General features: G+C 46.3%; 25 protein-coding genes. 12 read left to right on the forward strand and 13 right to left on the reverse strand.

Annotation, left to right across the window (positions count from 1 at the left end; translation table 11 throughout):
• Positions 1-66 precede the first annotated feature (66 nt).
• Entirely contained in the window at positions 67-3,288 is a 3,222-nt protein-coding gene (locus FOT42_RS15835) for a leucine--tRNA ligase (RefSeq protein ID WP_151891492.1), read from the reverse strand.
• Positions 3,289-3,377: 89 nt separating this feature from the next.
• Here FOT42_RS15835 and FOT42_RS15840 point away from each other — a divergent pair, with 89 nt between their 5' ends.
• The 5 genes from FOT42_RS15840 (at position 3,378) to FOT42_RS15860 (ending at position 6,880) form a co-directional block, all read left to right on the forward strand.
• The gene (locus tag FOT42_RS15840) at positions 3,378-4,256 is read left to right on the forward strand and encodes a cell division protein FtsX (RefSeq protein WP_151891493.1); all 879 of its coding nucleotides are present in this window, start codon (positions 3,378-3,380) and stop codon (positions 4,254-4,256) included.
• Between the two features lie 88 nt (positions 4,257-4,344).
• Positions 4,345-4,605 carry a DUF3098 domain-containing protein gene (locus FOT42_RS15845; RefSeq protein ID WP_151891494.1) on the forward strand — a complete coding sequence of 87 codons (261 nt, stop codon included), beginning with the start codon at positions 4,345-4,347 and terminating at the stop codon, positions 4,603-4,605.
• A 1-nt stretch (position 4,606) separates the two neighbouring features.
• Complete coding sequence (locus FOT42_RS15850; RefSeq protein WP_151891495.1) at positions 4,607-5,401, forward strand: undecaprenyl-diphosphate phosphatase; 795 nt, start codon at positions 4,607-4,609, stop codon at positions 5,399-5,401.
• 35 nt (positions 5,402-5,436) lie between these two features.
• Positions 5,437-6,126 (forward strand): tRNA pseudouridine(55) synthase TruB, encoded by a 690-nt coding sequence (truB, locus tag FOT42_RS15855; RefSeq protein ID WP_151891496.1) that lies wholly within the window; start codon positions 5,437-5,439, stop codon positions 6,124-6,126.
• Between the two features lie 28 nt (positions 6,127-6,154).
• Positions 6,155-6,880, forward strand: a complete 726-nt coding sequence (locus tag FOT42_RS15860; RefSeq protein ID WP_313788435.1) for a hypothetical protein — start codon at positions 6,155-6,157, stop codon at positions 6,878-6,880.
• Here FOT42_RS15860 and FOT42_RS15865 read toward each other — a convergent pair.
• From FOT42_RS15865 to FOT42_RS15885, 5 genes are all read right to left on the reverse strand, one after another.
• Positions 6,863-7,483: a thioredoxin family protein gene (locus tag FOT42_RS15865; RefSeq protein ID WP_151891498.1), complete on the reverse strand. Its 621-nt coding sequence runs from the start codon at positions 7,481-7,483 to the stop codon at positions 6,863-6,865. The two genes, FOT42_RS15860 and FOT42_RS15865, sit on opposite strands and share 18 nt — an antisense overlap.
• Positions 7,484-7,587: 104 nt before the next feature.
• Positions 7,588-8,985: a TolC family protein gene (locus FOT42_RS15870; RefSeq protein WP_151891499.1), complete on the reverse strand. Its 1,398-nt coding sequence runs from the start codon at positions 8,983-8,985 to the stop codon at positions 7,588-7,590.
• Between the two features lies 1 nt (position 8,986).
• Positions 8,987-10,342, reverse strand: coding sequence for an HlyD family secretion protein (locus FOT42_RS15875; RefSeq protein ID WP_151891500.1), 1,356 nt, complete (start codon positions 10,340-10,342; stop codon positions 8,987-8,989).
• Entirely contained in the window at positions 10,342-12,015 is a 1,674-nt protein-coding gene (locus FOT42_RS15880; RefSeq protein WP_151891501.1) for a peptidase domain-containing ABC transporter, read from the reverse strand. Before FOT42_RS15880 ends, FOT42_RS15875 begins: the two co-directional genes overlap by 1 nt.
• Complete coding sequence (locus tag FOT42_RS15885; RefSeq protein ID WP_151891502.1) at positions 12,015-12,692, reverse strand: TetR/AcrR family transcriptional regulator; 678 nt, start codon at positions 12,690-12,692, stop codon at positions 12,015-12,017. Before FOT42_RS15885 ends, FOT42_RS15880 begins: the two co-directional genes overlap by 1 nt.
• A gap of 119 nt (positions 12,693-12,811) precedes the next feature.
• Between FOT42_RS15885 and FOT42_RS15890 the strand changes: the two genes are divergently transcribed.
• The 3 genes from FOT42_RS15890 to FOT42_RS15900 are packed head-to-tail and all read left to right on the forward strand — an operon-like array spanning position 12,812 to position 14,616.
• A complete protein-coding gene (locus tag FOT42_RS15890; RefSeq protein ID WP_151891503.1) occupies positions 12,812-13,375 on the forward strand; it encodes a DNA-3-methyladenine glycosylase I in 564 nt (187 codons plus the stop codon).
• Entirely contained in the window at positions 13,365-13,946 is a 582-nt protein-coding gene (locus FOT42_RS15895; protein ID WP_151891505.1) for a PepSY-like domain-containing protein, read from the forward strand. Before FOT42_RS15890 ends, FOT42_RS15895 begins: the two co-directional genes overlap by 11 nt.
• Positions 13,947-13,962: 16 nt before the next feature.
• The gene (locus FOT42_RS15900; protein WP_226789920.1) at positions 13,963-14,616 is read left to right on the forward strand and encodes a DUF2490 domain-containing protein; all 654 of its coding nucleotides are present in this window, start codon (positions 13,963-13,965) and stop codon (positions 14,614-14,616) included.
• On the opposite strand, the gene aat is transcribed toward FOT42_RS15900, so the two are convergent.
• Together aat and FOT42_RS15910 are read right to left on the reverse strand one after the other, a co-directional pair.
• Positions 14,587-15,198, reverse strand: a complete 612-nt coding sequence (gene aat / locus FOT42_RS15905; RefSeq protein ID WP_151891550.1) for a leucyl/phenylalanyl-tRNA--protein transferase — start codon at positions 15,196-15,198, stop codon at positions 14,587-14,589. The genes FOT42_RS15900 and aat overlap by 30 nt on opposite strands.
• 282 nt (positions 15,199-15,480) lie before the next feature.
• Positions 15,481-15,858: a DUF3127 domain-containing protein gene (locus FOT42_RS15910; protein ID WP_151891507.1), complete on the reverse strand. Its 378-nt coding sequence runs from the start codon at positions 15,856-15,858 to the stop codon at positions 15,481-15,483.
• 123 nt (positions 15,859-15,981) lie between these two features.
• On the opposite strand from FOT42_RS15910, the gene FOT42_RS15915 reads away from it, so the two are divergent.
• Together FOT42_RS15915 and FOT42_RS15920 are read left to right on the forward strand one after the other, a co-directional pair.
• Positions 15,982-17,133, forward strand: coding sequence for a sensor histidine kinase (locus FOT42_RS15915; protein ID WP_151891508.1), 1,152 nt, complete (start codon positions 15,982-15,984; stop codon positions 17,131-17,133).
• An 8-nt stretch (positions 17,134-17,141) separates the two neighbouring features.
• Positions 17,142-17,492: a hypothetical protein gene (locus FOT42_RS15920; protein ID WP_151891509.1), complete on the forward strand. Its 351-nt coding sequence runs from the start codon at positions 17,142-17,144 to the stop codon at positions 17,490-17,492.
• On the opposite strand, the gene FOT42_RS15925 is transcribed toward FOT42_RS15920, so the two are convergent.
• Together FOT42_RS15925 and greA are read right to left on the reverse strand one after the other, a co-directional pair.
• On the reverse strand, positions 17,485-17,877 hold the full coding sequence (locus FOT42_RS15925) for an HIT family protein (RefSeq protein WP_151891510.1): 393 nt from the start codon (positions 17,875-17,877) through the stop codon (positions 17,485-17,487). The genes FOT42_RS15920 and FOT42_RS15925 overlap by 8 nt on opposite strands.
• A 67-nt stretch (positions 17,878-17,944) precedes the next feature.
• Positions 17,945-18,421 carry a transcription elongation factor GreA gene (gene greA, locus FOT42_RS15930; protein ID WP_151891511.1) on the reverse strand — a complete coding sequence of 159 codons (477 nt, stop codon included), beginning with the start codon at positions 18,419-18,421 and terminating at the stop codon, positions 17,945-17,947.
• A gap of 185 nt (positions 18,422-18,606) precedes the next feature.
• Here greA and FOT42_RS15935 point away from each other — a divergent pair, with 185 nt between their 5' ends.
• Positions 18,607-19,041, forward strand: a complete 435-nt coding sequence (locus tag FOT42_RS15935) for a Rieske (2Fe-2S) protein (RefSeq protein WP_151891512.1) — start codon at positions 18,607-18,609, stop codon at positions 19,039-19,041.
• Here the strand turns inward: FOT42_RS15935 and FOT42_RS15940 are convergent, their stop codons facing one another.
• Together FOT42_RS15940 and FOT42_RS15945 are read right to left on the reverse strand one after the other, a co-directional pair.
• Entirely contained in the window at positions 19,042-20,043 is a 1,002-nt protein-coding gene (locus FOT42_RS15940) for a Gfo/Idh/MocA family protein (RefSeq protein ID WP_151891513.1), read from the reverse strand.
• A 33-nt stretch (positions 20,044-20,076) separates the two neighbouring features.
• The gene (locus FOT42_RS15945) at positions 20,077-22,200 is read right to left on the reverse strand and encodes a TonB-dependent receptor (RefSeq protein WP_226789925.1); all 2,124 of its coding nucleotides are present in this window, start codon (positions 22,198-22,200) and stop codon (positions 20,077-20,079) included.
• Positions 22,201-22,611: 411 nt separating this feature from the next.
• Between FOT42_RS15945 and FOT42_RS15950 the strand changes: the two genes are divergently transcribed.
• Positions 22,612-25,059, forward strand: coding sequence for a hybrid sensor histidine kinase/response regulator (locus FOT42_RS15950; protein ID WP_151891514.1), 2,448 nt, complete (start codon positions 22,612-22,614; stop codon positions 25,057-25,059).
• Here FOT42_RS15950 and FOT42_RS15955 read toward each other — a convergent pair.
• Positions 25,034-26,374, reverse strand: a complete 1,341-nt coding sequence (locus tag FOT42_RS15955) for a sigma-54-dependent transcriptional regulator (protein ID WP_151891515.1) — start codon at positions 26,372-26,374, stop codon at positions 25,034-25,036. The genes FOT42_RS15950 and FOT42_RS15955 overlap by 26 nt on opposite strands.
• Positions 26,375-26,497: the final 123 nt, after the last annotated feature.

Below are 26,497 nucleotides of genomic sequence, written 5' to 3' on the forward strand. Positions count from 1 at the left end.
CGTGCATTTTTAATTTCTGATAAATATTTTTCAATGAAAATCGGCCTCAGCCCATAAATTCAAAAATTATCCCACAATATTCACGATCTTTCCAGGAACCACGATCACCTTTTTGGGAGCTCGACCCTGCAACTGTTCCTGGGTCTTTTCATGGGCCAACACGGCAGCTTCAATGGCCTTGCTGTCCATGTCCGTCGGGAATTCCAGTTTGAACCGCATTTTACCATTAAAGGAAATGGGATATTCCTTACTGCTCTCCACCAAGTACTTTCCTTCGAACTTGGGGAAAGGCACCTCGGCAATGGAGCCCGAGTGGCCCAATCGCTCCCAAAGCTCTTCGGCAATGTGCGGCGCATAGGGCGACACCAAGACGGCCAAGGGTTCCAAAATGGATTTGCTGGTACATTTCTGTGCCGTGAGCTCGTTCACACAGATCATAAAAGTGGACACCGAAGTGTTGAAGGAGAAGTTCTCGATATCCTCCTCCACCTTTTTGATGGTCTTGTGCAGGGTTTTTAGGTTTTCGGCGGTGGGTTCCGCTTCGACTCCGCTCAGCGACCCGTCCACATAAGGGGCATAGAGCTTCCATAGTTTTTTGAGGAAGGAGAACACACCGGTGATGCCCGCGGTATTCCAAGGCTTGGATTGCTCCAACGGCCCGAGGAACATTTCGTACAGACGAAGGGAATCTGCCCCGTACTCCTCACAAATGGCATCTGGGTTGACGACATTGTATTTGGATTTGGACATTTTTTCGATTTCTCTTGAAACCTTAAATGTTCCATCATCTTCACCGATGAATTCAGCATCCTTATATTCTGTCTGCCAATTTTTAAATGCATCAACATCTAGTTCATTCTTCAAATTCACAAAATCAACAAGAGCATGAGTCTTATAAAAACTGTACTTATTCCCAATTCGAACAAATACCGGCCTAACCTTATTTTTTAAACCTAACTCTTCAATTTCTTTTCCTAAATCCTTCGTAAAGAAATTGGTAAGCTTCTCACGGATTTCTAGACTAACCTCATTTTCGTCATTCGACTTCTTAAAATGATGAATCACACCTTCTGAAAGGAAGTGTTTTTTTATGAATTTGTACTTTTCTTGAAGCAATCTTAAAGATTGTTTTTCATCCTCCGACAAAAAAGACAAGGCACCAAAACCACTTGTAACTGGTATATTATTTTTAAAAATCACATCATCGCCTTCGAAAGTTATATTGAATCCTATCCTATTGACAAAAGCACTTTCTCCCGTAATCATCCCTTGGTTGATCAACTTTTGGGCATACTCCGCTTTGGGCACATAGCCCCTATCAAACATAAAGTGCTGCCAGAAACGGGAATACAACAAGTGACCCGTGGCGTGCTCACTGCCTCCTATATAGAGATCCACATCTTGCCAATAGTCAATCGCTTCCTTGGAGAAAATGGCCTCGTTGTTTCGGGGATCCATATATCGATTAAAGTATTGGGAGCTTCCTGCCCAACCCGGCATGGTGTTCAATTCCAAAGGATAGATACCGTCATGCTGAACTTGATTCAGCATCCCATCCCCCTTGTCCGACCCTTCGACTGCCTGCCCGTCCGGCAGGCGGGCGCTCAGGGTGACAAGGTCATTGGAAACTACTTTTTTGTTCTTCGCATCCCAAGCCCAATGGGTAGCGTTGCCCAAGGGCGGTTCGCCAGTTTCGGTGGGGAGGTATTTTTCCACTTCGGGGAGTTCCAGTGGCAAATGTTCCACATCGATCATCTGTGGCATCCCGTCCACATAATACACAGGGAATGGCTCCCCCCAGTACCGCTGACGGCTGAACACCGCATCCCGAAGGCGATAGTTCACCTTGCCCTTGCCCTGACCTATTTTTTCCAGTTCGGCAATCGCTTTTTTGGTGGCTTCCTTATAGGAAAGTCCATTCAAAAAGTCTGAATTGGCGATAATGGTCGTGGCCTTGTCGGCAAAAGCCTCTTCGGAAATATCCACGCCCTCAAAAATATTGGGGATGTCTATGTTGTAATGTTTCGCAAAATCATAATCGCGCTGGTCCCCACAGGGAACGGCCATCACGGCCCCTGTTCCATAGCTGGCCAACACGTAGTCCCCGATCCAGATCGGAATGGGTTCCTTGGTGAACGGATGCTCGGCATAGGCTCCCGTAAAAACCCCTGAAACGGTTTTCACATCGGCCATACGGTCCCGTTCGGAACGCTTGGCGGTGGCTTCCACATAGGCTTCCACGGCAGCTTTTTGTTCGGGTGTGGTGATTTTGGCCACCAAATCATGTTCGGGTGCCAAAGTCATAAAACTCACCCCAAAAATGGTGTCGGGGCGGGTGGTGAAGACTTCTATTTCCAGTGATGGGTTCTGGGTTTTGAGTTCCGAGTTATCAACTCTTAACTTTTCACTCATCACTCTGAACTTTACCGACGCCCCTTCGGAGCGACCGATCCAGTTGGTCTGGGAATCCTTGAGCGGTTGTGGCCAGTCGATGTGGTCCAGACCGTCCAACAACCGTTGGGCATAGGCGGTGATGCGCATGCTCCATTGTGTCATTTTTTTACGGATCACGGGATATCCCCCGCGCTCTGAAACACCGTTCACAATCTCATCATTGGCCAACACAGTGCCCAAAGCAGGACACCAGTTCACTTCGGTATCCGCCAAATAGGTCAATCTGTATTTTAAAAGGAGCTCTTGTTTTGTCTTTGCTGAAAAATTGTTCCAATCTGTGGCACTGAAACTTGGCGTGTCATCATCACAAGCCGCTTCGACATTCGCATTGCCTTCTTTCTCAAAAGTGGAAATCAAGGTTTCTATATCCTCCGCCTTGTCCGATTTTTTATTGTACCACGAGTTGAACAGTTGGATAAAGATCCATTGTGTCCATTTGTAATATTTTGGGTCAGAAGTGCGCACTTCGCGGTCCCAATCGAAGGAAAAACCCAATCGATCTAACTGCTCGCGATACCTATTGATGTTATTCTCCGTGGTGATGGCCGGATGCTGCCCGGTTTGGATTGCATATTGCTCCGCGGGCAAGCCGAAGGAATCGTACCCCATGGGATGCAATACATTGAACCCCTTATGTCTTTTGTAGCGCGAATAGATGTCCGTAGCGATGTAGCCCAACGGGTGCCCCACATGCAGTCCGGCTCCAGACGGATAGGGAAACATGGAAAGTGCATAAAATTTGGGTTTGTCAGAATTGTTGGATGCCTTGAAGGTTTTGTTCTTGGCCCAATATTCCTGCCATTTGGCCTCAATTTTTCGGAAATCGTAATTCATGCTATTCGCTTTCATTTTCGAGTTGCAAAAATAGGTTTAATCCCCTAAATACAATTTACTTTTCTATTTTTACGTATTGATTCCACTATATGAGCCAATATATTGAAAGATATCAGCGAAGAAAACTGATCTCCTCCTATTTTTCCGTGGTACTGAGCATTGGACTTGTGTTGTTCCTGCTCGGGGCGCTGGGTCTTTTGGTGCTGAACACCAAGAAACTGGGCGACCATTTCAAGGAGCAGATCACCATTTCCGTTTTCCTGAAGGATAGTGCCAAGCCCGTAGAGATCGATCAGTTGCAAAAAAGCCTTGCTTTGGCCGAATACACCAAATCCGCCGAATATATTTCCAAAGAGGATGCCGCAGAGCAATACAGCGAGGACATTGGGGAGAATTTCGTGGAGTTTTTGGGGTACAATCCCCTTAAAAATTCCATTGATGTGCACTTGAAAGCGGATTTTGTGTCCCCGGAACAGATCACCGAGATTGCCGAAGGAATAGCGGAAAAAACCTATGTGGACGAAGTGAGCTACGACAAGCCCTTGATAGAACTCCTGAATGACAACGCCCGAAAAATAGGGCTTTGGATCTTGGTGGCCAGTGCCATTTTCACCGTCATAGCCGTATTGCTCATCAACAGTTCCATTCGCTTGTCCATTTACTCCAAACGATTCATTATCAAGACAATGCAAATGGTAGGGGCGACCAAAAAATTCATCCGAAGGCCGTTCATCTGGACCAATATCAAACTGGGCATGGTCGGGGCTTTGGTGGCTCTGGTTTCCTTGGGTATTTTACTGTACTACATCAACAAAAACTTCCCCGAACTGAACCTTTTTGACGATTATCCGGTGCTCATCCTGCTTTTTGTGGGCGTGTTCGGTCTGGGAGTGGTCATCTCATGGGCCAGCACCCATTTTGCCACCCAACGTTTCCTCAATTTGAGGACGGATCATCTTTATTATTAGACAAAAGACTCTGGACCGCTGCGCTTTTAGACATAGGACGACATATATAATCCATCAAACCTGGGAAAGTTTTGATTAAATTTGTGCCATGAGCAAGAAAAACAACGATCAAAAACCCAACAAGGAGTTTGTTTTCCAAAGGAAAAATTATCTCTTTCTCTTTATAGGCATTGCTTTCATTGCCTTGGGTTTTATTTTGATGAGTGGCGGCGGGACCGACGACCCTAATGTCTTCAACCCGGAGATCTACAATTTTAGAAGGATTCGTTTGGCCCCCACCTTGGTGTTGATCGGCCTCGGCATCCAGATATATGCCATTTTGTTGAACCCCAATAAAAATAAGGACTGATTTGGAGTTGATAGACGCGATCATCCTTGGGATCATCCAAGGGTTGACAGAATTCCTGCCCGTGTCTTCCAGCGGTCATTTGGAATTGGGAAAAGCCATATTGGGAGCAAATGCCCTTCCCGAAGAAAGCCTTTTGTTCACGGTCATACTGCACTTTGCCACCGCATTGAGCACCATTGTGGTGTTTCGAAAGGACATTCTCGAAATTTTTAAGGGCCTTCTCCAATTCAAATGGAACGAACAGACCCAATTTTCCCTCAAGATCATTATTTCGATGATCCCCGCGGCACTGGTCGGTCTCTTTTTAAATGATTTTATCGAAGTGTTTTTTGATGGGGCCATCATCATTGTAGGCATCATGCTCATCATCACTGCCATTTTGCTCTATTTGGCGGATATGGCCAAAACCACGGATAAGGGCGTTTCTTTCCGAAGTGCCTTTGTGATTGGTATGGCTCAGGCCGTAGCCATCCTGCCCGGTATTTCCCGAAGTGGGGCCACGATTTCCGCAGCCGTGCTATTGGGTGTGGACAAGACCAAATCAGCCCGTTTTTCATTTTTGATGGTAGTTCCGTTGATCTTGGGCAAAGTAGCCAAAGACCTTATGGGGGGCGACATCAATTTTCATGGGGACCAGGCCGTGGCCATGGGTGCAGGGTTCATCGCTGCCTTCATTGCCGGGTTGGCCGCCTGCACGTGGATGATCAAGTTGGTACGGCAGAGCAAGCTCACCTATTTTGCCATCTACTGTTTCATTGTTGGACTTATTGCCGTGGCTTGGAGCGTTTGGGGATAGATCAGTACCTTTGTCCAAAACCCAAAGCTTAGCTTTTGAAGACCAAAGAAGATTTTTTGAACGGTGAGATCCTTCTGATCGACAAGCCCTTGGAATGGAGTTCGTTCCAGGCCGTAAATGCCTTAAAGTGGGCCATTCGTAAAAAATTTAACCTCAAGAAAATTAAAATTGGCCATGCCGGAACGCTGGATCCATTGGCCACTGGCCTGTTGGTCATCTGTACGGGCAAGTTCACCAAAAAGATCCCAGAGCTACAAGGTCAGGTGAAGGAATATACCGGCACGTTCACCCTGGGGGCGACTACGCCATCATACGATCTGGAAACCGAGGTGCACCAAACTTTTCCCATAGACCACATTTCTGAAACAGCCATAAAAGAGGCGGCAAAACAATTTTTGGGGGAAATAGATCAAGTTCCCCCTGTGTTCTCCGCATTGAAAAAAGATGGCAAACGCCTCTATGAGCTCGCACGGGAAGGAAAAGAAGTGGACATAAAATCCCGAAAAGTAGAAATACTTGAATTTGAAATCACACGAGTCACCCTTCCTGAGGTCGATTTCAGGGTGGTGTGCAGCAAAGGGACCTATATCCGCTCCCTGGCCCACGATTTTGGCAAAGCACTGGGCTCTGGAGCCCATCTTTCAGCGCTCAGAAGAACCAAAATAGGGGATTTCAACGTAAATAATGCTACCAGCCCTTTGGTTTTCAAAGAAAGTCTGGAGTAAAATATTTTTCGAAAAATGCGGTTATAGTATGACCATGAACCTGAACAGAAGCCAATTATCGCTCTTGATCACCTTCTTTTCCATGGCCATAGTGGTTTTGTTGTTGTTCAACATTCACTTGGGCGGGATGAAAGAAGATGAATATGTCATTGAAATGAGCTTGGCGGATGAGGACATCGAGAAATTGCTCGAAGAGGAAGACAAAAGATTGGAGGAATTGGCTGCCAACAGCGACCCCATCAAAAGCCACATGGCATTCAACGAAACCGCAAAACCTAGCGTAGGAAGCCCTGAGCCCTTGAAAACCCTTGAGGAACTTATGGAAGAAAGGGCCCTGAGCAGTGAGACCGGCGAATATTCCGGGGACGACAACTTTTCAAGCCAGTTGAAGCAGTTAAGGGAACAACGGGACGAAAAAAAACAAAAATTGGGCGAACGTGATGCCCAAAAGCAGGAATTCACCAACTATTTGAAAGATAAACGCACCTCCATTTCCTACTCCTTGGTGGAGAGGAACGCTTACTCTTTGCCGCCGCCCATCTATACCTGTATTGAAGGTGGAAAGGTGGTCATCAACATCAATGTGGATTCCAATGGATATGTGACAGAGGCCAGTTTTAACGATAAAAGTTCCACGACCAGCAATGGCTGCTTGGTGGACAATGCCATAAACTATGCCCTAAAGGCGCGTTTCAGCCCCGACTCCAAAAATTCACAGATCGGGACCATTACCTATCTATTCCAGAGCAAGTAGTTGTAGCATATCGCCCAGGATATTTTGGCCCTTGTCCTTGTTGTACCAAACCTGAAGTTCCTGTTTGAACCCATCGGTCAGTTTGCCATGTTCCTTTTTGAATGTTTCTACCATTTCAGTGGCGACACTGGGCCTTGGACCCCATTCACCTACAATTTGACCTTTCTTCTTGTTCAAAACAATGAGTTTGGGGATGGAACGGCTCCCATTGGTCAAAAAAGCATCCATGAGTTCCAAGTTTTCATCCCTGAGAACGATTTTGAGGTCAATGCTTTTTGCTTCCTTGGCTATTTTGTCCATAATGGGCAAGCTGGCAGCGGCATCCCCGCACCAACTCTCGGTCAGCACTAAAAAAACCAGTTTTGAATCCAATTTGGAAAGTTGTTCCCTTGCATTTTCCGGCAGTTTGAAGGTTTTCTCCCATCGGTGCATGCGGCGGTCGTTGAGCTGGGTAAAATTGATTCGGACCTCTGATTGGTCCAATCCTGTGGTCTTGCCCTCCTCGGCCAATCGGTGTACCATTTCCCGGTACTCTTGGTATTCCTTTCCTTTGGAAAGGGCTTCCACCACTAATGCCGACCTATCTTTCTCGATGACTTCCATACCTCATTTATTTTTTCAAAAATACCATGGCACAATGGCCTAATTGGTGACTTTTGTCATAGGTTGTCGCAGAATATCCAAGTACTTACATTCCTTGAGATGTTTTAGAGCATTTTGGGGTTGATGGCCAAACTCTTGAACAACATGGCCTTGGTGTGGAAGAATTTGTTCTCCATTTCATTTTGTTTGAGATAGGCATCTATGAGCTTACTTTCCCTGGTATTGATCAAAAAGAGGGAGCTTTCACCAAAACTAAACTTGCGTTCTTCCGCGGACAAGAGGGTGGAATAATCCTTTACAATATCTTGGATGAGTTGGTTTTGCTGTATGTAGGAGTCCAACTCATTATAAATGGCGATGACCTTGTTCTGTATTTCCACTTGGGCATTGTCCCGCTCAAACTCGGCATCCCGCAGTTTGAATTTGGCCAATTTCAGGTCGCCCCGCTCTTTGCGGAGGAACAAGGGCAGTTGAAAGGAAAATCCGCCTTTGTAGTTTTCAGTGACAAAGGAATTCATCAGTTCTGGGGTTTCCGTGACAAAATTGTATTCCACGTCCAACTTCGGAAGCAATTTGTTGGCCTTTAACCGTTTATCCACTTCAAGACCTTCAATTTTATATTCCAGGGACATCAGTTTCGGATGGTTGTCCAGATTGAAACTATCCAAAGGCACCCCTTCGATCTCCAAGGTGGAATCAATGGCGATATCCGTCCCCAGATCAGGCTTCACCCCAGGTTGCAGTTCGACGGGCACATCATCTATCCACAAAAAATTGGACAGTTCCAAAGATGTTTTCATCAACTTCACCTTGGCCTGTTCATAACCAAGTGCCCGGTTGCGCACGGCAATTTTGGCCTCGACGGTATCGATCATGGCGATATCACCTGCCAGAGCGCTCTCCCGGACCCCGCCAAACCTTATTTCGGCATTGTCCAAAAAGTCTTTGTACACTTCGGCATCCCGAAATGCCCTTAACCAATCAAAATAGGCCAAGGATGCCTTATACAGCACTTCGTTTACCTGAAGGTCTTGCTCCGCCTTGGACTGTTCCCGAAAGAGTTTGGCCCTGCGCAAGGTGGCCATCCGTTCGTTGATCCAAAAACCCTGTGCCAACGACATGGAGACCCCCGCGCTATACAGTCCATCCTCTGGCAGGGTTTCATCCGGGTTGATGTAGTATCCCTCGCTCTGCTGAAAATTCCCTTTGAGCTCTATCCCGAACCACGTAGGGATTTTGAACGTGGTGTTCAAGCGGTCCCAATATTCGGTGCCCTTGAACTCTTTCCGCTGATAGTCAACTTCTACCTTGGGGTCAAAACCGCCCCTGGCCTTCATCAGGTTGGCCTGCCCTGCGGGTATGTTCAACTGGGCCTGCTTGGCCACGGGATGGTGTTTCTTCACATAGCCCAAATATTCCTTGAACCCCAGCACTAATGAATCCTGTTGGGTATACACTTGCCCGGTTGCAAAGAAAACAATCACCCAAAGAAATGATCGCATCCTATTTTTTGGTGGCATCTGCACTCGTGTTTTGGGGTTGATAATAATCCGGAGGAAATCCATTGAGCTGCCTCCACAGTTCGAACCAAATGGGAACATCCTCCAAAAGGGCCAAGGTACTGGCCCCGGAGCCCACTCGTATGTCCTTGGGCCAAGGAACATCGTCTGGATCGGGAGCCAACAGCAAACGATATTTGCCGTTTGGGCTGATAAATGTCTCAATGGCGACTATTTTGCCCCCAAAAGTGCCATAGGACACGTTGGGCCAACCGCTAAAGACAATCGCTGGCCAACCATCAAACTGTATCCGTACTTTTTCCCCGATATGGACCAGAGGCAAATCTATGGGATCCACATAAGTCTCCACTGCCATGTCGTAATCTGACGGCATGATTCCGACCAATTGCGCTCCTTCTTTGAAGGTTTCCCCTATTCCTGACTGAATGGCCTTGTTGATGAACCCACTTTGCGGGGCCTTTATGTACAACAGGCTGTTCCTGATCTCATAGTTGGTATATTCGTTTTCCAATTTGGTGACTTGTGCCTCGGAATCAAATTGGTTGGACTGGGCCGTGTACAGGTCGCTCTGCGCCTTTGAGATTTTATCGGTGTACTCTGCCTGCACCCGATTGATTTCCACTTGGGCATTGATCACCTCATTTTTACTGGCCAGGAGTTTGTTTTCCTGACCGATGAGTTTTGCCTGGGTTTCTTGGAGCTTGAGCCGCTTTTCTTCCACGTCGGTGACTGCCTTCAGCCCTTCTTCCTGCAACTGCACTACACGGTCGTATTGGCGTTGTGCAATGGTAATATTGGTCTTTGCCGCTTCCAGGTCGATACTGTCACTTTGGACTTTCAATTTTGATTGGATCAGTTTGTTTTTGGCCTGTTCCAACTTCAATCCCTGCTCCCTGGTCAAAGCATCGATTTGCTGGTCCAAGGCCTTCACTTTGCCTTTGTACGAGGTTACCGCCATGGATTTTGCCTCTATCTGTTTACCTGTACGTTGTACAAGATCGGGGTCAAAATATTCGCTCTTCACTTCGGAAATGTGCAGGATGGTGTCCCCCTTTTCCACATAATCGCCTTCACGGACATACCATTTTTCAATACGGCCCGGAATGGGTGATTGGATGGTCTGTGGCCTTTGGTCCGGCGTAAGGGTGGTCAAGTACCCCCTTCCGGATATGGTCTGTGTCCATGGGAGCAAAAGAATAAAAAAGACGATGATGGAGAATGCTGCCAAAAAGCGGTTAAACTGTTTATAGTGTCTCTTGTGGAATACTTTCTTTCCAGCACCAAACTGGGAAATGTCCACCTTTTCATTCAACTTGCTATGTGAGGAAATATTCAGCATTATCTTAATTTTTCATTGATCAACCGTCCGTTTTCCATAGTAATTATCCTATTGCAGCGATTGGCCCATCTTGGATTCTCACTGACCACTATCAGGGCCCATCCATTGGAAGGATCGCCAAGAAAGTCCATGATCTGTTCCGACTCACTTTCCCCAAACAGTTCCAAGGGATCCTTGAGCAGTAGCAGTTTGGGTCTGGTCACTATGCTCCGGGCCAGAACGATCTTTTTGGAGATAAAGTCCGGTATCTTCTTTCCTTCGGGGTAGAGTATGGTCTTTAGCCCTTTTGGCTGTTCCTTGACGAACTGCGTCAGACCTACTTTTTCCAAGGCCCAATAAATGTCATCCATGGGGATTTTTTTGTTCCCAAAGGTGATATTGTCCAGAATGGTCCCTTCAAAAGGGTATTCCTCCGTAAGGGAATGTCCCAACTGGGAACGATATTCCCTAAGGTTGATTCCTTGGAGCGATACATTGTTCACATAGATTTTACCCTTGTTGGGTTCCAAGATCCCGGCAATCATCCGGAGCAGGGTAGATCTTCCTGACCCATTGGAACCTTGGATCAATATCCTGCTTTGAGGCTCTATGGTGAAGGACACATCGTCAATGATCTTTTTGTCCCTTCCCGGTACTTTATACACCAAGTTCTGAAGTTCTACCACAAGCCCTTGCTTCCCTTCGAAAGGTGTTTCCCCCTCAAGGGGTTCAAGTTCCTTATCTACTACCTGTCCCAGTTTTTCCAATGAAGTGAGCAGATCGTAGAATACTTCTAGGCCCAAGATCATTTTTTCGACAGAATTGATCACCAATAGAATGATGATCTCTGCGGCCACAAACTGGCCTATGTTCATCTGTTGGTCCAACACGAGAAGCCCTCCGATCAGCAAGAGCCCTGCGGTGACCAATACCTTGAACCCGACCATTTGGACGAACTGGAGCACCAAGATCCGAAAGTGTCCTTCCCTTGCATCCAGATATTCGGCCACCAGGGCATCGTTCTTGTCCATGGCATGCGAGGTGCGGCCCGAGAGCTTGAAACTTATGATGGATCGGGCTATTTCTTGGATCCAATGGGCGACTTTGTATTTGCTATTGGATTCTTCCAAACTTGTTTCCAGTCCCTTTTGCGCAGTAAACTTGAACACGAAGTAGATCAACAATAGCAACATTATGCCATAGATAATGAAAAAGGGATGGTAAAAGGACAGGAGCAACAGTCCGAAGATAATTTGCAACAATGCCGAGGGAAAGTCGATGAGTATCTTGGACAGTGATTTTTGAACGGTAATGGTGTCAAAGAAACGATTGGCCAGTTCCGGCGGATAGTAATTACGTAGTTCGCTCATCTTTATTTTGGGAAACCGATAGGTGAACTCAAAGGAGGAGCGGGTAAAAATTTTCTGTTGGAGGTTTTCAATGATCCGTATCTGCATCAACTGAAGGGCGCCGACAAAAGCTACCCCAAGGGTAACCAGAACGACCAAAACCACCCAAGAAGTACTTACCCTTGCCCCTTGTATCAAATTGATGATGGCCTGTATGCCCAAAGGCAAGGACAGATTGACCAGTCCAGCAAAAATGGCGTAATAAAAAACTTGAAAGACATCTTTTTTGTCCAGGGCCAATAACCCCATCAAACGTTGCCAAGCAGTAAGAATGTTTTTTGTCATTATGCCTTTTTTAGGATACTGAAGACCAAGTCCGTGAAATATTCTGTCGGGGTGATGTTTTCATCACAATCCGTAAGCGTGGAAAAATGTTCCCTTAAAAAATATTGGTAGAGCGCCCCTTCCAAAACCGTACTTGCCAAGGAATTGGGATAGCGATAATCTTTATCGACCTCCTCCACCATTTTGCCCAATCTGCCCACCAATCTTTTGTAAACAATGAAATAACCATCCTTTTTCTCCTTCCCCACTTCCTTGACCAACAAGGATTTGGAATATTCATCAATGATTATCCTGTTCAACACTACCTCATTGATGTGTGAGACTGATGAGTCCTCCTGAACATTTTGGGTCAATACCTCAATGGCCTTTTTGAGCTTTTCCCTGGGGTCCGAAATACCATTGGTGGCAAAGACCATCCTATATTCCAGCCAGCCCCAGTACCAAGAGGCCAAGTACAATAATAGCTTGTGTTTGTTTTCAAAATAGCGGTAAATGGAGCTTTCGTTCGACTTGATCCGAAGCCCAAGCTTTTTGAACGTAAACCGCTCAAAACCCATCTCGTCGATCATTGAAATGCTATGCTCCACAATTTTTTTGCCCAAATCCGAAGATTCCGGGTCTTTAATATAGAGCTCTGAATTGATTCCCATTTTAAGGGACTGCATCAATAGTTCCATCGCTGGCCAATTTGAAATTATGAATCGCAAAAATAATAGCTTTACTATCATATTATGATACTTTAACTTTCAATTAACTATTGCTGATTTTCCCGTATTTTTGAAAAAAATTGCAACATATGGAAAAACATAGGTGTGGATGGTGTATCGGTGACCCCTTGTATGAAGCTTATCATGACACGGAATGGGGAGTTCCCGTCAAGGATGATGATACCCTCTTCGAATTTTTGATCCTGGAAACCTTTCAGGCGGGGCTGAGTTGGATCACCGTATTGCGAAAGCGTGATAATTTCCGAAGGGCGTTTGATCAATTCGATTATAAAAAAATTGCCGCCTACGATCAGGATAAGATCGATTCGTTGTTGGAAGATCCAGGCATCATCCGGAACAAATTGAAAGTACACGCCACCGTCTCCAATGCGATCGCTTTCATGGACATCCAGAAGGAATTTGGTAGTTTCAGTGACTATATCTGGGGGTTCGTCAATGGCAGTCCGATCAAAAATCAATTGGAAAACTACAAGCACGCCCCTGCAACCACCCCTATTTCGGATGCCATCAGCAAGGACCTGAAAAAGCGGGGCTTCAAGTTTGTGGGCAGCACCGTGATCTATGCCCACATGCAGGCCACTGGCATGGTGAACGATCACGAAATCCACTGTTTTAGATACCATGAAGTATAAGATTTTTGCCATAGCACTCCTCTTCATGCCTTTTTTTGGTATGTCTCAGGAAAAACATGAACAGGAGTTCCGAATAAAAAAGAGCCAGTTTCCCGATGCGGCCCTGGAACAAATCGAGCAATATTTGGGCGATGCCAAAAGAATACGATTCTACCAAGAACTGGACAGTACCAAAAAAAGTTATGAGGCCAAGTTCAAAAAAGGTAGGCTCCACTATAGCGTGGAGTTCAACGAGACTGGAAAACTGGAAGATGTGGAATTCATCATCAAGGAAAGGGACATTCCCGAAGATTCTTGGAATGCCATACTAGAGCACCTCCAAGAAAATTATCCAAAATTTCGCATTAAAAAAATCCAACAGCAATATCCCTTGGCCGACCGAGAGCCAAAAAAAACACTGCACGAAGCTTTTCAAAACCTGATTTTGCCCTATATCAATTACGAACTCGTCTTTTCCGCCAAAAAGGACAAGGGGTTCCAAACCTATGAGGCTCTTTTCAATTCAGAAGGCACTTTGATCAACATCCGTAAATCATCCCCCCTTAGTTACGACCATGTCCTATACCCATAAATGGCCCTTTTTTCTTTTGATTTTTCTCTTTTTTGGCAACCTCCATGCCCAAGACAACCTTACCGGTTATTGGCAGCCGGAATTCGCCATAAATTATGATGTCAACAAAGCCTATTCGCACAATTTTTCGGTGACCAATCGAAATTACATCATCAAGGACAGTGAGGTTTTGTTGAAAACGAGACAGATCGACCTGGTCCATTTTTCAAAACTGGACATCAAGGACAATCAGAGCATTGCCCTTGGGGTGCAGTATCGGTTCAGGAACAATTTTGATGACGGGGAGAACGAACTTAGGCTCACACAACAGTACAACGTGACCAGCAAACCTTTTTCGGTGCGCTACGGGCATCGGTTTCGAGCGGAGCAGCGCATCACCCAACCACTGACCACGCACAGGTTCCGCTACCGTTTTGCGGTGGATTTTCCATTGAAGGGCGAAAAACTGGACATGGGGGAACCTTATTTTGTGGGTAGTTTCGAAAACCTGCTCAGTGTTGCCAAAGGCAACTCGCCCCAATTCGACACCAGGCTCAACGGACAGGTCGGGTGGCAACTGGAGCATGGACTCAAAATTCAGGTAGGGGTGGAATACCGTATCGAAGAATACACTTCGGGGCTGCCACAAAATGTGGTGTTCTTACTCACCAGTGCCCAGTTGTCCCTGTAAAATTTCCATAAACCTGTTTCTGGGGATCAATTCGGCACCCAGGCTTTCCAAATGATCGGTATGGACTTGGCAATCGATGAGCCGATATCTTTTTTGTTGGAGTTCCTGCACCATTTTTATAAAAGCGTATTTGGAGGCATTGGGCCTTAAGCTGAACATGCTTTCCCCGCAGAACACATGGCCGAGGTCCACGCCATAAAGTCCGCCCACCAATTGCCCTTCTTCCCAAACCTCGTAGGAGCGTGCGATTTTCTTGTGATGAAGGTCCGTGTAGGCCATCTTCATCTCCGGGGTGATCCATGTACCTTGTTGTCCACTCCGTTCCACTTTGGCACAGTGTTCCATCACTTTCTCAAAACAGGTATCTTGGGTGAGCCTGAACTTGTCGCTCCGCAACTCCTTCCGCATGCTCTTGGATATCTTTACTTTATCGGGAAAAAGCACCATTCTGGGGTCCGGGCTCCACCAGAGGATCAGGGCATCGTCATTGAACCAAGGGAAAATACCGTTCTTATAGGCCAAAAGAAGTCTTTCTGGCGATAGGTCACCGCCCACAGCAAGAAGACCGTCATCGTTGGCCATCTCCACTGGGGGAAATTCCAACCGCTTTCCTAAAAAATAGAGTGGAAATTTGTTCCCGTAGTTTTCCAAAATGCTGTTTTATCCTAAAAATAAGCAATGTGGAACAAAACTGAATAGGCTGCCCAAAAAGAAGCTGTTTTCTGTCAGGTTGAGCGGAGTCGAGAATGTGATGATTATTACAGTCAATAGGTTTCGACTGCGCTCAACCTGACAGAAAACAGCTTCTTTTTGTACAGCCTTTCCTATAAATTTTTCTTTCCCAAAGGAAAGATGGTTGGCTTTTTAGAACGGAAGGTCGTCGTGATCCTCCTCATTGAGGTCATCGGCGGGCTCAAAAGCCTCCATCGGGGGAACAGGGGGCATGTTGCCGTTGCCGGCCTCAGCCTGTAGGTTCTCTATGCGCCATCCTTGGATGGAGTTGAAATATTTGGTCTCTCCCTGGGGGTTCACCCATTCCCTGCCTCTTAGGTTGATGCTTATCTTCACGGCCTGGCCCACTTTATAGTTGTCCAACAAATCACACTTGTCCTGCACAAATTCCACCAAAATATGCTGGGGATATTGTTCTTCCGTGGTCACTACGACCTCCCTTTTCCTAAAACCATTGTTTCCGAAGGTTTTGGTATCATCGATCATTTTGATTTTTCCCTGAACTTCCATTATGTTAATTTTTGTTGAATTTCAAAAGTACATAAAATGAATCCTATTGAAAACCCGTTATGCTAACTAACTATCAACATGTTTTCCATTTTCCGCTATCTTTAAAACACAATCCGACCAACAATGAACTTCAGCCCCCAAAGGAAAGCTTCCAATATTACCTTGTTGATATCTGCATTCATCATTGTGAGCTTGATCTTGTGGAACACCAACAGTTTTTTCAGGAAGTTCAAGGAAGAGGAGCGTTTGAAAATGGAAATATGGGCCACGGCCCAGTTGGAGCTCATCCAATCCCCGGTGGACCAAGAACTGGGCAACCTCACCTTAAAGGTGATGGCCAACAATACGTCCACTCCCATGATCTTGGTGAATGAGGAAGGGTCCTACAAAACCCACAATATTCCCAAGGACAAGATTGCCGATAGCACCTATATCCGACAAAAGATAGAGCAGTTCAAAAATGAGAACGAACCTATACAAATCATCCAGGAAGATGAGTTGCTGGAAACGCTCTACTACGGAAATTCCGAGGTCCTCAACAAGTTGAAGTATTACCCCCTTGCGCTACTGCTCATCATATGCCTGTTCGGGACGGTCATTTTCTTTTTCTTCAAGACCAACAAGGCTTCGGAACAGAACAAGCTCTGGGCGGGCATGGCCAAGGAGACCGCCCACCAGATCGGCACACCGCTTACATCGCTCATGGGCTGGAACGAACTGTTGAAAACCGAGGACATCAATCCGGATGTGACCAAGGAAATTGCGAAGGACATCGATCGCCTGCAGACCATTACGGAGCGTTTTTCCAAAATTGGCTCCATCCCGGAACTGCACGTCCATGATATTGTGGAGGAAACCAAAAAGGCCTACGACTATCTGAAACAACGGAGCTCCAAACTGGTCCACTTTTCGTTCAGCAGCAATGTGGAAGAAGCCTTGGTCCTGCTGAACCCCCCATTGTACAACTGGAGCATTGAAAACTTGGTTAAAAACGGGATCGATGCGATGAAGGGCAAAGGGAACATCGCCATACAGATCGAGAAAAAAGGACAAACGGTCAACATTTTGGTATCGGACACCGGCCACGGAATCGCAAAAAGTGACTTCCAGAACATTTTTAATCCAGGGGTGACCACCAAGAAAAGAGGCTGGGGATTAGGACTTTCGCTGGTAAAAAGAATCGTGGAAGAGTACCATAAAGGAAAAATTAAAGTATTTTCGTCAAGTAAGGAAGGAACAATCATGCAAATTTCCCTAAGAGCAAATGAAAAATGAAATGAGCCATGGCAAAGGAAAAAAAACTTGTAATAAAGGAAGCTGATATTACCAACAACTGCCCCGAATGCTACAACCAGGAACTGAAGCTTACCTTCTACCAAAAACACACCTATGGTGCATTCTACCACAGAACGACCAATGAGGTGACCCACGAGATCAAGTGCAAAAAGTGCAATTCCATCATTTATCCGGTAAACTGGACGCCCGATATCGAAAGGGTCTATGACTATTACAACAAGCTGGTGGCGCCTGACAGGGCATCGGTCCGATTCACCATGCTATCCTTTATCATTTTGGCGTTGATGTTGTGCTTGGTGGCGGCAGCGATTTATTTTTTCCTGCAAGGTGCTATTTGAGGTGGGACCGAATGGCCGCGGCAACGGTCTCAAACTCTTCTGTAGACAGTTTTTCCTTGTGTTGAAAGGTGGCGTTCGCCATGCTCTGCAAGGGAATGAGGTGCACGTGTACATGGGGCACTTCCAAACCGATGACCGTCATGCCGACCCGCTTGCAGGGAACGGCTTTTTCCAGTGCAATGGCCACTTTTCGTGAAAACGACATGAGTTTACTATATGACTCCTCGTCCAAATCCCATATTTTGTCCACTTCCTTTTTGGGGACACATAAGGTATGTCCTTTGGCATTTGGATTGATGTCCAAAAAGGCAAAGTTGTCCTCGTCCTCGGCTATTTTATGGCAGGGAATTTCCCCATTCATGATCTTGGTAAAAATACTGGCCATCTTGAGTTGCTTTTTAACTAAAAATCCCGTCGTGGGACGGGATTAAATATACAGATTTTAATCGCTGTTACTCCCTGGTGATTTCCAAAACTTCCAATTTCAGGGTTCCATTGGGTACCTTGATCTCTGCCATATCCCCTACTGATTTTCCCAACAGGCCTTTTCCTATCGGGGAAGTAACGGATATTTTTCCAGTCTTCAGATTGGCCTCGCTTTCGGCCACCAAGGTATATTTCATGACCATCCCGTTGGCCTGGTTTTTCAATTTTACGGTCGACAGCACCAGAATTTTTGAGTTGTCCAGTTGTGATTCATCTATCAATCGGGCATTGGCCAAGGTTTCTTCCATCTTGGAGATCTTCATTTCCAAAAGGCCCTGCGCTTCCTTTGCTGCATCATATTCGGCATTCTCAGACAGATCCCCTTTGTCCCTGGCCTCTGCAATGGCCTGGGATGCCTTTGGACGCTCCACGTCCTTTAGCTGGTTCAGTTCGTCCCTCAACTTCTTTAATCCTTCCGCTGTATAATAAGATATCTTGCTCATATCGTGCTGTTTTAATGCAAAGGAACATCGAAGAAAATCAAAAAAATTTCCCCAATGGTCTCTTTCTTTACAAATACAAAAAATCCTCAACGATTCCCATGACCTGCATGGTTTTTGCGAGGATTTAACGCAAATATAGGTAATTTTTGTTCAACTTTGCCGAAGCAGCTCATTGAAAATACGCTATGAAACATTTCTGGGGCCTTTGCCTTCTTTTGACCTTATTCGCCTGTAGTTCAGACAGTACCAACAGAAACCCCTATTTGCAAGAAGTGAGTTTCCGGTTTGACCTGAACCTGAACCTGCCTTTGTACAGTAACCTGAAAAACGTTGGGAATCCCGTATATGTGGGGAACAGCGGTGTGGGCACCCGAGGTGCTTTTGTCATGAATATCGGTTCGGGCTATTATGCCTTTGAGGCCAGCTGCCCCAACCATGCCCCTAATGATTGCTCCACCATGACCATAGATGGGCAGAATGTGGTCTGCAGCTGCGAAGGATACACGTATAGCCTATTTACAGGGCAGCAATTGGACAGGCCCAACGATGGAAAAAGATACCATGACCTATTGTATTACAGGGCAACCCAGAGCGGGAATGTGGTGACCATCTCCAACTGATCAATTATTCCCCAAAATACGGTCCATGACCCAACTGGTGTGCAACCCTGTTTTTCCAGTGGATGGGTGCATTGTTCTTCCCAAAAGGTGTTCCCTGATGTTTTCCACATGAAATTGCTGCACGTGATCGGGGTGGGGGATTTCCATGAGCTGTAGTCCCGATTCATTTTCCAATACCAAAGGAGTCTCGTCCAAAACAGCAAAACTGATTTTTCCTTTGGAACCCAGGATATCGACTTTGTCCTCTCGAAAATAATTGCCAAAATTCCACAATCCTGTGCCTGTCACACCTCCTTCGTGCAACCAAGTTCCAGAAACCGTATCGTGGGCAGGGTACAGTCCTTGTTGGTTCAATGCAATCCCGTGAACGCTTTGGATGTCCCCCAAAAGAAAAGTGAACAGATCAAGTCCGTGACTCGCCAGATCATCAAAATAGCCTCCAGGTGCTACTTTGCTATCCGTTCGCCAATTGTATTCCCCGCTCAGATCTATGTCACTGGGTGGCTTCGTCTTTTGCCAATGGATGTGACGTACCTGTCCGATCAGGCCTTCCTTCAGCCATTCTTTCACCTTAAGAAATCTGGGTAGGGAACGGCGGTAATAGGCCACAAATAGTGGAATGCCCTTTGCACGGAACGCTTCATAAATAGCAAGACTGTCCGCATAATTGGGCGCCATGGGCTTTTCGACACAGCATGGTTTCCCGGCAGCGGCCACTTTTAGGGCATAAAATTTATGGGAGTCTGGTGGTGTGGCTATGTATATGGCATCTATCTCCGGATGGTCTATCACCTCATCTGCATTGGTGGTCCATTGGGCTATTTTATGCCTTTCAGCATAATCCTTTGCCTTCCCTGCATTGCGGCGCATGACCATTCGTACTTCAAAACAAGGAGTGTTGATATACGCAGGAACGCTCTTTTTTTCGGCCACACTGCCACAACCAATGATTCCCCAGCGAAGGGGTCTGTTTTCAGGAAAAAGAAAATGGGACTCTGCCATATTATAAAAGTACAGAATCCCATTCATTACCGTTTAAAAAACAATGGTGGCCCCCAACAAAAAGTTGATTCCTGCCTGCGGATAATATCTGGCTTCCTCGATGGTGGTGACGGTTCCCGGATTGGAAAAATCATCATCGTAGGTGTAAAAATATCCGTTGGAAACAATGTCGGCATCAAAGATGTTGTTCACCAGGCCAGACAGCACAATACTCTTAAAAAAGGAATTGGCATTGATGACATATTGCACATTGAAATCTGTCTGGGTATAACTGTCCAAAGTGGAATTTTCCGAATCGATGTTGCCCATATACTGCTTGCCCACAAACTTGGACAGCAGGGACAACTGTAGGTTTTGATTGGGCTGGAAAGTCAAAATATTGCCTGCCACAATCTTGGGGGAATAGGCGATATTCGTATTCCCCAAGTCCTGTAGTTCGCCATCCCTTTGGAAATAAAAGTCGAGGTTGCGATTGTCGCTAAGGGCGATGTTGGGCCTGAGCATGAACTTTTGTCCCAGTTTGATATTGGCATCCATTTCCAGACCCAGGCGATAACTGTCCCCCACATTGGATCTAAGCGGCGCACCCACATCGTTGAGCTCCCCGGTAAGCACCAATTGGTCCTTGTACCGCATGTAGTACACGTTGGTGTTCAACTGGAAATTGGGGGAAACATAGCGCCATCCCAACTCAAAATCGTTCAAGTGCTCCGGTTTTGGACTTCCACTTTCGTAATCGTTACGGTTGGGTTCCCTGCTGGCCCTGGCATAGGAAAGATAGAAATTGTTATTCCGGTCCAGGTCAAAAGTGACCCCGGCCTTGGGATTGAAAAAGTCAAAGGTATCATCGACCAGTCCGGTATCGTCCCCATTGGCCTCATAACCGACCCCTCGGTATTGCACATCGCCAAAAACAGACCATTTGCTGTTGAGCTGATAGTTAGCCTTGGCATACACATTAAGATCGGTCTTGGTGGAGTTGTCGTCATAATATCGGTCCCGAATATCACTGTTGCTGGCAAAGCGTGCCCAAATGATCTCCCCGAAATGATCTCCTTTATACTCATTATATCCTCCTCCCAAAATCAATCGGAGGTCATTCTTGGTATAAGTGGCCGAGAAGACGGTCCCGTAAAAATCATTTTCCAACCAACGCCTACGGATCAAATCTGTGGTGTTGACCTCTTCCCCATCCACAGTGATGGGCTCCAATCCATAATCGGCAAAATCGTCCTCATCGCGGTACTGTTCAAAAAAACCTCGCCCACGTGTATAGTGGAAGGCCAGATTGGTGCTCCACTCAGGACTCAAAGCCTCGCTCCAATGCAACTGAAAATGGTCCTGCTTGTAATTATCCTCTTCGTTGTCATGGAACTGCGTCTGCCCATTGGCATCGGTGTACTCACCAACAGGATTGAACGTTCGGTCTTCTTCCAACTGCTGGGCGGTGATCCCGTCCCAAGCTTGATAAGTGATCTCGTGCCCTCCAAAGAGCAAAGCTTTTACCAGGGTATTATCGTCCTTATAGACCCCTTGCAGGAAATAGGCATCCAGTTCCGAAGCGGCTCTGTCCACGTACCCATCGGAAGTGATGCGGGACAACCTTCCCGAAAATTCAAAATGATCGTTCAGGAGCCCGGTGCTGAACTTCACATTGTTCCGCAGCGTGCTGAAACTTCCCACCGAAGATGAAACTTTGGCATAGGCTTCCTCGGAAAAAGCATCGGTGAGCACGTTAAGGCTTGCCCCAAAGGCACCTGCCCCGTTGGTTGATGTCCCCACACCTCGTTGCAATTGAAGGCTTTGGGTGGAAGAGGCAAAATCGGGCATGTTCACCCAAAATGTACCCTGCGATTCGGCATCATTGTAAGGCACCCCGTTGATGGTCACGTTTACCCGCGTGGCATCACTACCCCGAACGCGGATGCTGGTGTATCCCACCCCGGCCCCTGCATCGGAAGTGGTCACTACCGCAGGCATAAAATTCATCAGGATGGGCACATCCTGCCCCAAGTTCCTGGAGGCCATTTCCTCTTGGTCCAAGTTGGTAAAGGTGATGGGAAATTCCTTGGTCACCCTAATGGCCTGTACCAAGACCTCATCCAGTACGACCTTTTTCCCTTCGAGGGAATCGGTTTCCTGTTCCTGTGCGCTCATGGTGGACGCCAGTACGGAAAGGGCCAATGTTGCAAATAAGGTTTTGATGTTGCTCCCGTGGTTCTTTTTCGGTCGCATCGGACCGCATGCGAACCCAGCGGTCATGGGCTTACTGTTTGAATAAAGCAGTTTCATTCGTAAAAAATGTTACGAATAAAAGGGGTCATTATTCTTGTTGATAAATGATTTTTGTTTCAAAAGAAACATAGAAATTCCAAGATGCGCCTTGCGCAATCCCTTGGCGGCATTACCCGCCCAGGTTCATTGGGTATAATCTCAGCCTTTTTGCAAAAGCACCCCTTTGAGATAGGGCAAATGTAGGACGTGGGTATCACTTTTCATAGAAATCCATCAGGAAAATTTAACTTTTTCTAACAACCGTGACCCTTATGTCCCAGCGTATATAGAGATATGTACCCTAGATCTAAAAAGAGGTTTACATTCAAGATCATTTCCAGTTACGTGGCCCTTGGTATTTTGGCCGTGCTTGCCGCATTTTTTATCTATAATGAGTTCAAGACCTTTGTTTCTGGCAAAAACAGCGAGGGCGATAGTGCCAAATTGTTACATACCAACAGATTGCTCTCCAATCTGTATGAAGCGGAAAACCTTTCCAAATTGGCACTCAAGACCAAAAAACCGGATGACCTGAAAGCCTATGCGGTAAAAGTGGATTCCATCAACACTATTATCGATTCCCTTAAACCGCTTGTCAAAAATCCCAATTTCCTGATTCCCCAACTGGACAGTGTTCAGGCATTGTTGCAACAGAAGGTGTTCAACAGTGCGGAGCTGCGTAAATTGATGGTGGAGAACGAGAACAGTACTTCCTTCGATGCTGTGTTGGAAGCTTTCCACCGGATGGAGGTGGAGATGGGACGGATCACCCCTGAAAGCTTTGTCCCCAATTTTCAACAATTGCCCCCATCGACCCAAAAATCCATCCGGGAATATGTGGCCCTTCTCAACAAAAACATTCCAAGTGCCAAAGGCAATGTGGATGCAAACAACATCGACTCCATCCTGCAGGTGTCCCGATCCATCTTGAACAAGGCCATAACCGAAGCTGCGGCCAACGAGCGTTCCTTGATCCAAAAAGAATTCCAGATCTATAGGACGGACCTTGAACTTTCGCAAAAGATGCGGAGCATTATAGCCGGGTTTGAACGTGAGATGGCCCAAAAGGTTCAACTGGACAATGCCAACCAAAGGCTTGCCATGCAAAGAACCACCCGTTTGGCAGGTGGGGCCTTATTGTTGGGGCTTTTGATCGTCATTTTCTTCACTTTCATGATTTCCAAGGATTATTGGAAGGTGCAACGTTATCGGGAGCAACTGGAGGAAGAGAAAAAATATTCCGAATTTCTTCTGAAGAGCAGGGAGCAACTGATTTCCACAGTAAGCCACGATCTGAGAACCCCTTTGAACACCATAAGCGGTTATTCCGAGCTGATGGAACACAGCGGATTGAGCGGCAAGCAACTGAACTATCTGAAAAATGTCAGGTCCGCTTCGGGGTATGTAGAAAACTTGGTGAACGATCTTTTGGACTATTCAAAATTGGAAGCGGGGAGAGTGAACCTCGAACGGGTGCCTTTCATCCTTTCCAACCTCATCAGGGAAACGTCGTTGCATTTTAGGGAAGTGAATTCCAAAAAGGAAGTGGAACTCCAATTGGAGATTGACGAAAATCTGGAAAAACCGATTGTGAGCGACCCGTTCCGCATACGGCAGATATTGACCAACCTTGTGGGCAATGCTTTTAAATTCACCCAAAAAGGCCATGTGAAAATAAGCGCCGTATTGGAGGATAAAAGAGATGAACAATGGGTCAGGATCAGGGTGAAGGATACCGGTATTGGCATAAAACCTGAAAAGCAACAGCTCATATTCCAAGAATTTGCCCAAGCCAACGAATCCACCGAAAAAAAATATGGCGGCTATGGGCTGGGACTGACCATTTCAAAAAAGCTGACCGAGCTCCTCAACGGAAGACTATATTTGGAAAGTGTTGAAAATGAAGGAAGTATATTTACAGTTCGGATTCCTGTGGCGTTTGGCGAAATGCCCATTGCGGAAGACCTCCCGCAAGAAAAAACACTTGAGGGATTCCTTACCCTCTGTGCAATCGACGATGATACCAATATGCTGAAACTCTTGGAAGACATCTGTCAGGTCCATGCCATCGATATAAAGACCTATACCAATTTCAAGGAAATTGAAGAAGTGGAGAGCATTTCATGTGATGTTGTACTGACCGATATACAGATGCCCGGAATCGATGGCTTTTCCGTCCTGAAAAGACTGCGGGAGTTGGGCTATGAAAATCCGGTGATCGCGATGACGGGACAACAAATCACGGACAAATCCGTCTACACTGGGGCAGGCTTTACCGATGTGCTTCAAAAGCCCTTTTCCAATACCTCGTTCTTGGATATTTTGGGCAAGGTGGGCCATTCAATCAACGGGACAGGGGCAACTACCACTTCCATTCCTGGTTCACAATCGACACATTTCAGCGTCAACAATATAGCTCCATTTCTGGACAGCCCTCAGGCCGTGCTGGAAGTGTTGGAAGTGTTTTTGGAAAACACGGAAAAGAACATGGAACTGCTCTTTTCACACATTGGCAGCCATGATTTTTCAGAGATCCGAGCCATCTCGCATAAAATGTTGCCCATGTTCAGGCAGTTGGAGGTTCGCAAGGCCATCCCTTTATTGGAGGAACTGGAACATCTTTCCGATGATGCCAAAGGAAAAAAAGTTTTCGGGATATTGACAGAGCTTCAAAAAATAATCCATCAACTGAACGTTGCCATCAAGGATTATCTGTTCAAACTTCCAACTGATATTGATTGATCTTGTTGTATAGTGTCTTCCGGGTTATCTGAAGTAGTTTTGCCGCTTTGCTCTTGTTGAAATTGGTCTGTTTCAAAGCGTCCAAAATCCTTTCCTTTTCATATTCGGACTTGGAGAAGACAGGAGTGTTGCTGCTCTTGGTCCCATTGACGATCTCTTCTGCAAGGGAACTGGACAGCACGGTATTGCCCCCGGTAAACAGAACGGCCCGCTTGATCATGTTCTTCATCTCCCTGAGGTTTCCTGGCCAAGGATAGTCCATCAAGAGCTGTTTGGCTTCCTCTGAAAATTCCAACACTTCTTTCTCCAAATCGGCATTGGCCCTATCCAAAAAATAATTGGCGAACAAAAGAATGTCTTCCCTTCTATCGCGCAATGACGGAACTTCGATGGAGAATTCGTTCAGCCGATGGTAAAGGTCTTCCCTAAAACTGCCTTCCTCAACGGCTTCCAGCAGGTTTTCGTTGGTAGCGGCAATAATCCGAAGATCCAACTGGATCTCTTTGGTACTGCCCACCCGTTTTATCTTGCGTTCCTGAATGGCCCTAAGCAGCTGCACTTGGTGTTCGTAGGACAGGTTGCCCACTTCATCCAAAAACAAGGTGCCGCCATTGGCCGCTTCAAAGTGCCCTTTTTTGTCTTCGATCGCCCCTGTGAAACTTCCCTTGACGTGGCCAAAAAACTCACTGGTGGCAATTTCCTTTGGAATGGCTCCGCAGTCCACCGCCACAAAGGGCTGCCCTTTTCTTTTACTGGCATTATGGATGGCATTGGCTGTGACTTCCTTGCCCGTACCACTTTCCCCTGTCAACAGGACCGACATATTGGTGGGTGCCACCAAATCTATGTATTGTTGGAGTTTTTTTGACCTTTCGCTTTCCCCGACCAAGAAGCTGCCTTGCTCCTGCTTTTTGGGACTGGGTGCCGGTTTCTTAAGGGTTTCTTCCTTGGTATGCGCCACATTCAGGGCGTTGTTGATCACCGATAGGATTTCCTCAGGGGTAAAAGGTTTTGAAATATAGTCGAAAGCACCCTTTTTCATGGCATTGACCGCGGTCTTTACCTCTGCATATCCCGTCATCAAAATGACCTGGGTGGTAGGCGATTCCTTTTTGACCTGGGGGAGCAACGTGACCCCGTTCCCTTTGGGAAGTCGTACGTCCGATAAAATAATATCGAAAGTGGAGGTGCTGAGTTGTTCTTCCGCTTCCTTGATGGAGTAGCTTATGAAAACGGCAAAACCGTGCTTTGTCAAAAACTTTTGCAGCATTTGACAGAAAGCCGTGTCGTCCTCAATGATCAAGATTTTGGGCATATCTCAGTTGTCTAAGATACAATACCACCGTTTGATCACATGCTGGACTACCTATAAATTTATCACAAAAAAGAAGGGACCGCTCTCGCGGCCCCTCACTAATCAAACCAACTAACCTAACGT

It is taken from the genome of Flagellimonas hadalis (assembly GCF_007785775.2).
Taxonomy (GTDB): domain Bacteria; phylum Bacteroidota; class Bacteroidia; order Flavobacteriales; family Flavobacteriaceae; genus Flagellimonas; species Flagellimonas hadalis.

Coding starts and splice junctions, on each gene's coding strand:
- FOT42_RS15945 (WP_226789925.1), bottom strand. CDS start 22,200: ATGAGCGCACAGGAACAGGAAACCGATTCCCTCGAAGGGAAAAAGGTC.
- FOT42_RS15955 (WP_151891515.1), bottom strand. CDS start 26,374: ATGCCCAAAATCTTGATCATTGAGGACGACACGGCTTTCTGTCAAATG.
- FOT42_RS15915 (WP_151891508.1), top strand. CDS start 15,982: ATGAACTTCAGCCCCCAAAGGAAAGCTTCCAATATTACCTTGTTGATA.
- FOT42_RS15890 (WP_151891503.1), top strand. CDS start 12,812: ATGGAAAAACATAGGTGTGGATGGTGTATCGGTGACCCCTTGTATGAA.
- FOT42_RS15865 (WP_151891498.1), bottom strand. CDS start 7,483: ATGGAAGTCATCGAGAAAGATAGGTCGGCATTAGTGGTGGAAGCCCTT.
- greA (WP_151891511.1), bottom strand. CDS start 18,421: ATGAGCAAGATATCTTATTATACAGCGGAAGGATTAAAGAAGTTGAGG.
- FOT42_RS15880 (WP_151891501.1), bottom strand. CDS start 12,015: ATGACAAAAAACATTCTTACTGCTTGGCAACGTTTGATGGGGTTATTG.
- FOT42_RS15920 (WP_151891509.1), top strand. CDS start 17,142: ATGGCAAAGGAAAAAAAACTTGTAATAAAGGAAGCTGATATTACCAAC.
- FOT42_RS15845 (WP_151891494.1), top strand. CDS start 4,345: ATGAGCAAGAAAAACAACGATCAAAAACCCAACAAGGAGTTTGTTTTC.
- FOT42_RS15875 (WP_151891500.1), bottom strand. CDS start 10,342: ATGCTGAATATTTCCTCACATAGCAAGTTGAATGAAAAGGTGGACATT.
- FOT42_RS15925 (WP_151891510.1), bottom strand. CDS start 17,877: ATGGCCAGTATTTTTACCAAGATCATGAATGGGGAAATTCCCTGCCAT.
- FOT42_RS15935 (WP_151891512.1), top strand. CDS start 18,607: ATGAAACATTTCTGGGGCCTTTGCCTTCTTTTGACCTTATTCGCCTGT.
- FOT42_RS15835 (WP_151891492.1), bottom strand. CDS start 3,288: ATGAATTACGATTTCCGAAAAATTGAGGCCAAATGGCAGGAATATTGG.
- FOT42_RS15910 (WP_151891507.1), bottom strand. CDS start 15,858: ATGGAAGTTCAGGGAAAAATCAAAATGATCGATGATACCAAAACCTTC.
- FOT42_RS15870 (WP_151891499.1), bottom strand. CDS start 8,985: ATGCGATCATTTCTTTGGGTGATTGTTTTCTTTGCAACCGGGCAAGTG.
- aat (WP_151891550.1), bottom strand. CDS start 15,198: ATGGCCAACGATGACGGTCTTCTTGCTGTGGGCGGTGACCTATCGCCA.
- FOT42_RS15840 (WP_151891493.1), top strand. CDS start 3,378: ATGAGCCAATATATTGAAAGATATCAGCGAAGAAAACTGATCTCCTCC.
- FOT42_RS15940 (WP_151891513.1), bottom strand. CDS start 20,043: ATGGCAGAGTCCCATTTTCTTTTTCCTGAAAACAGACCCCTTCGCTGG.
- FOT42_RS15895 (WP_151891505.1), top strand. CDS start 13,365: ATGAAGTATAAGATTTTTGCCATAGCACTCCTCTTCATGCCTTTTTTT.
- FOT42_RS15950 (WP_151891514.1), top strand. CDS start 22,612: ATGTACCCTAGATCTAAAAAGAGGTTTACATTCAAGATCATTTCCAGT.
- FOT42_RS15885 (WP_151891502.1), bottom strand. CDS start 12,692: ATGGAACTATTGATGCAGTCCCTTAAAATGGGAATCAATTCAGAGCTC.
- FOT42_RS15860 (WP_313788435.1), top strand. CDS start 6,155: ATGACCATGAACCTGAACAGAAGCCAATTATCGCTCTTGATCACCTTC.